At 56.3% G+C, this 2,985-nt stretch carries 5 protein-coding genes; 1 reads left to right on the top strand and 4 read right to left on the bottom strand.

The window, feature by feature from the left end; genetic code table 11:
• Positions 1–91: 91 nt before the first annotated feature.
• The 4 genes from ACR0D9_RS20525 to gstA are packed head-to-tail and all read right to left on the bottom strand — an operon-like array spanning position 92 to position 2,286.
• Positions 92–1,075 (bottom strand): NAD(P)H-dependent flavin oxidoreductase, encoded by a 984-nt coding sequence (locus ACR0D9_RS20525; protein WP_480540094.1) that lies wholly within the window; start codon positions 1,073–1,075, stop codon positions 92–94.
• Complete coding sequence (locus ACR0D9_RS20520; protein WP_480489513.1) at positions 1,072–1,293, bottom strand: tautomerase family protein; 222 nt, start codon at positions 1,291–1,293, stop codon at positions 1,072–1,074. Before ACR0D9_RS20520 ends, ACR0D9_RS20525 begins: the two co-directional genes overlap by 4 nt.
• Positions 1,294–1,297: 4 nt before the next feature.
• Positions 1,298–1,678: a nuclear transport factor 2 family protein gene (locus ACR0D9_RS20515; protein WP_480484958.1), complete on the bottom strand. Its 381-nt coding sequence runs from the start codon at positions 1,676–1,678 to the stop codon at positions 1,298–1,300.
• Complete coding sequence (gstA, locus tag ACR0D9_RS20510; RefSeq protein WP_480484959.1) at positions 1,675–2,286, bottom strand: glutathione transferase GstA; 612 nt, start codon at positions 2,284–2,286, stop codon at positions 1,675–1,677. The genes ACR0D9_RS20515 and gstA overlap by 4 nt, the downstream gene beginning before the upstream one ends.
• A gap of 124 nt (positions 2,287–2,410) precedes the next feature.
• On the opposite strand from gstA, the gene ACR0D9_RS20505 reads away from it, so the two are divergent.
• Positions 2,411–2,776 (top strand): winged helix-turn-helix transcriptional regulator, encoded by a 366-nt coding sequence (locus ACR0D9_RS20505; RefSeq protein WP_480484960.1) that lies wholly within the window; start codon positions 2,411–2,413, stop codon positions 2,774–2,776.
• The last annotated feature ends 209 nt before the right edge of the window (positions 2,777–2,985 follow it).

The following is a 2,985-nucleotide window of genomic DNA, read 5'->3' as shown; positions in this document are numbered from 1 at the left end:
CCGCCCAATGTCGGGCATCAGCAGCCTAACGACAGTTAATGTGACAACACCATTAGATCCCACCTAATCGCGTTTTTTGACCGATAGACAATCAAGCCTTATGCCGAAACAAATGTCTGCCACCTTCACCTTTGATGAGGTCGATCGCATCGCGCATGATCTCGTCAATGATCTGTTCTGCAGGTTTCGAGGTTCTTATGATACCCACACCTTCGCCGACAATACCGGGAACGATTGACGGATTTCCGGAATTCTGAGCATCGTTCCAAAGTCGTCTTTCGACATCCAAGCCGGCGTCTAGCGCGGCTTCTTGACCATGCCATTTACTGACAAAATCATTTCGACGTACCCGGATTGAGTATCGGTCCGGCCAAGAATAACCGCGAATGATGTCGGGAACCGAGGTTCGAACGGTTTCATCCCCCGATGCGCGCAAGATGTCGCTGAGAATCTGCGGATGGATCAGCGCCTCATCTGCAGCAACAAACCGAGTTCCTATCACAACGCCATCTGCGCCAAGCATCAGGGCCGCAGCCAGACCGCGACCATCGCCGATACCACCGGCGGCGCAAAGTACAGCCGAACTGTTCGATGCGTCAATTTTATCCGCCACTTCGGGCACAAGCGCGATCGTGCCGCGCACCTCGCCGTGGCCACCAGCTTCGGCCCCCTGAGCCACAATGACATCGGCGCCAACCGCAATGGCACGCAGCGCGTCCCGAAGTGTCTGGATTTGGCAGATAAGCGGAACGCCCGTCCGTTTGATCCTGTCGGCAAAGGGTGCAGGATCACCAAAGGACAGAAAGACCGCGGCTGGCCCGCGCTCCAGCACGTAATCGAGCAGAGCGGGCTGCTCTGCCAACTTCCATGTGATCAGACCGCACCCGACAGGGGTGGTTCCGGCTGCATCGAACTGTTGCGCAATCCAGTCCCGATCGCCGTAACCCCCGCCGACCAACCCAAGCCCGCCCGCCTGCGTCACAGCCGAGGCCAACGACCCACCCGCAACAAACGCCATTGGCGCCTGAATGACCGGGTGGGACAGGTTCAGGCGCTCGGTCAGCCGGGTTTTCACGTGGCCGTCTTTCGGTAGTCGACAACCGGCAGCCCACCGATGCCCCAGTTGTCCAGATCGACCTCGTCAATCACGACGACTGTGGTTGCCGGGTTTTTGCCCAGCACCTCGTGCAACAGTTCGCTCACTCCGGCGATCAGCTTTGCTTTCTCGTTCTGGCTTGGGCCGGTTCCGTCAGGACCACCTTCACGGGTTACTTTGACATTCACATATGGCATGGTTTTAATCCTTCCTTGGAACGTAGGAGAAGACCTTGGTGACAATCCGCCAGTCATTGCCGTGGCGGACAAGGGAAAGGTAATCCAGATAATCGCGCCCCATCATCGACATACGGGCCATGACATGGGCCAGCCTCGGACTGCCGAAGGAGATCTGCAATATCTCTTCATCGCGCGGGTCACCGCGCTTTGCTGGCTGTTCACGCTGATCCACACGGGCCATATAGCTCTCAAGATCCAGATACAGCTCATCCCCTTCGGTGGCGCAGATATAGGCCAGTTTCGGGTGAAACACCTGTCTCAGGGCGTTGCTGTCGGCGTGATGAAGGCCCTCGAAATAGGCCTCCATCAATTCGACCACAGCTTTGTGATCGGCCGGGGTCATTGGATCAGCCCTTCGGCGCGCATCGCCGTTTGTGTTGCGGGACGTGCTGCCACCCGCTCGACATAGGCTTTCAGGTTTGGCCAGCCGGACAAATCGATTTCCGTAAAATTTGCCCAGTTCGAGACAACGAAAAGATATGCGTCCGCGACCGAAAACTTTCCGTCCACAAGGTATTCCCGCCCATCGGCCAGTATGTTTTCGACCTGATCGAATTTTGTTTTGACGATGCTGCGCGCCTTGGTTTTTTCGGCGTCGGTGGAATCACCCTTGAACAGCGGGCTGAAGGATTTGTGCAGATCGGCCGCCACAAAACTCAGATATTCCTGAACCCGTGTCCGGGCCATCGTTCCGTTTGATGGTGCCAGATCAGAGGACGGGTTCTTATCAGCAAGATATTGAAGAATAGCGGATCCCTCCCTGACAAGTTCACCGTCGTCCAGCGCAAGCACCGGCACATATCCTCGGGGGTTGATGGATCTAAAATCCGCGCCGGATTCAGTGCGGCCAGCCGCGGTATCAACGGCCTCAGTTTCGAAGGGAGTGCCGATTTCGGTCAGCACGATGTGGCTGGCAAGCGAACATGCGCCCGGTTTGTAGTAGAGTTTCATGGTATTCCTTTCTGGGGATTACTGGTGGCACCATAGACATGGAGAAGGGCATATCCGTTGACAACTAGGTTTCTGATGGTTACTTAAAAAATAGAGTAACCCAACAGAAACCTGGTAACGACTCATGGCCCTGAAGATGCGGAACAACCGAAGCCCTGCGCCACCCGAACCCTGCATGCTGACCGAATGCATGGCTGTGATTGCAGGTGCCTGGGCGCCGAACGTGATCTGGTCGTTGCGGGCCGGGCCGCGCCGCTTTAGTGAACTGCGTTCGGATATTCCGCCGATTTCTGCCAAGGTACTTTCGGCCCGTTTGTCGGAACTGGCTGCACGAGGTGTGCTGGTCCGCCATGTCCGGCGCACGTCGCCCCCCTCGACGGAATACAGCCTGACCGAGCTTGGGGCCGAATTGATCCCGGCCCTTGACGCGATTGTTCAGGTCGGCCACCGACTGAAGGCACGACAAAGTAGTCAACAGGGGGCAGATTAAGTGGTCCCGTCTTCTCGGACAGCTTTGCAGCAAATCTAGGGTCAGGATTCATTGGTTTTTGTTGTGCGCGTGCTTCACAGCTCCGAAAACGGAGCGGTGACATGAGTGATTTTTCTGGCTGATCGACGCGCAAATGGCGTGTCTCGAGCCTTTCTTTCTGTGTTGTCACATTAACTGTCGTTAGGCTGCTGATGCCCGACATTGGCTGT

It is taken from the genome of Ruegeria sp. AK11, assembly GCF_056541095.1.
Note: the sequence above shows the minus strand (reverse complement) of the source record. Positions and strands in the feature narration are given on the sequence as shown.

Excerpts from the sequence above, each read along its gene's own strand:
- ACR0D9_RS20520 (WP_480489513.1), bottom strand. The coding sequence starts at position 1,293 with ATGCCATATGTGAATGTCAAAGTAACCCGTGAAGGTGGTCCTGACGGA.
- ACR0D9_RS20515 (WP_480484958.1), bottom strand. The coding sequence starts at position 1,678 with ATGACCCCGGCCGATCACAAAGCTGTGGTCGAATTGATGGAGGCCTAT.
- gstA (WP_480484959.1), bottom strand. The coding sequence starts at position 2,286 with ATGAAACTCTACTACAAACCGGGCGCATGTTCGCTTGCCAGCCACATC.
- ACR0D9_RS20505 (WP_480484960.1), top strand. The coding sequence starts at position 2,411 with ATGGCCCTGAAGATGCGGAACAACCGAAGCCCTGCGCCACCCGAACCC.